This window comes from Staphylococcus sp. HMSC072E01 (assembly GCF_001814125.1).
In the GTDB taxonomy this organism is placed as follows: Bacteria; Bacillota; Bacilli; order Staphylococcales; family Staphylococcaceae; genus Staphylococcus; species Staphylococcus hominis.
The window spans coordinates 1-1,141 of sequence record NZ_KV814989.1 but is presented as its reverse complement, the minus strand read 5'-3'; the positions used below and the strand labels follow the sequence as shown (position 1 = coordinate 1,141).

The 1,141-nt window shown below is 35.7% G+C and carries 1 protein-coding gene; it reads left to right on the top strand.

The window, feature by feature from the left end:
- Window positions 1-77: 77 nt before the first annotated feature.
- Window positions 78-1,141 (top strand): IS3 family transposase gene (locus tag HMPREF2953_RS08565; RefSeq protein WP_141754103.1). Its coding sequence is split into 2 segments (ribosomal slippage), with 1,065 coding nucleotides annotated over them: window positions 78-354 and window positions 354-1,141; the frame shifts between segments, so codons are not numbered across the junction. This gene is flagged as partial in the annotation.

The following is a 1,141-nucleotide window of genomic DNA, read 5'->3' as shown; positions in this document are numbered from 1 at the left end:
AGTGGATAGGCTACAATTAACTAGACAGAAAAATTAAGGTGTGTAGACTAGAAGAAAACATACCAGGAGGAATTTTTATGTCTAAGAGAACACGAAGAACTTTTTCACAAGAATTCAAGCAACAAATCGTCAATCTTTACTTAGCTGGAAAGCCACGTGTAGAAATCATTCGAGAATATGAACTAACGGCTTCAGCATTTGACAAATGGGTAAAGCAATCTAAAACGAGTGGTTCATTCAAAGAAAAAGATAATCTTACGCCTGAACAAAAAGAATTGTTAGAACTACGTAAAAGAAACCAGCAATTAGAAATGGAAAATGATATTTTAAAGCAAGCAGCGCTGATATTCGGACGAAGAGACAAGTAATCGATGCGAATAAGCATCTTTACCCTATATCAGCGATGTGCAGAATATTAGGTCTATCACGTCAGTCCTATTATTATCAATCAAAACCAAAGAAAGACGAATCAGAACTTGAAGAAGTAGTCGCTGAAGAATTTATCCGCAGCCGAAAGGCCTACGGCTCAAGAAAAATAAAAAAAGCCTTATCAAAACGAGGCATTCAGATCAGCCGACGAAAAATTAGTAGAATCATGAAAAATAGAGGATTAAAATCGAGCTATACTGTTGCTTATTTTAAAGTACATCATTCTACTTGCAATGAAGCCAAAACGACAAACGTATTGAATCGTAAATTCTTAAGAGACAACCCATTAGAAGCGATCGTAACAGACTTGACTTATGTACGAGTCGGGAAAAAATGGAATTATGTCTGTTTCATTTTGGATCTGTTCAATCGAGAAATTCTCGGCTATTCTTGTGGAGAACATAAAGATGCCGTTCTAGTAAAAAAAGCATTTAGCCGTATCAAACAACCTCTGACAGAGGTTGAGATTTTTCATACAGATCGTGGAAAAGAGTTTGATAACCAAGCTATTGATGAATTATTAACAACTTTTGACATCAATCGATCATTGAGTCATAAAGGCTGTCCTTTTGATAATGCCGTAGCTGAATCAACTTATAAGTCGTTGAAAGTAGAATTTGTCTATCAATACACATTTGAAACCTTACAACAATTGGATTTGGAGTTATTTAACTATGTCAATTGGTGGAACCACCTTCGGTTGCACGGTACA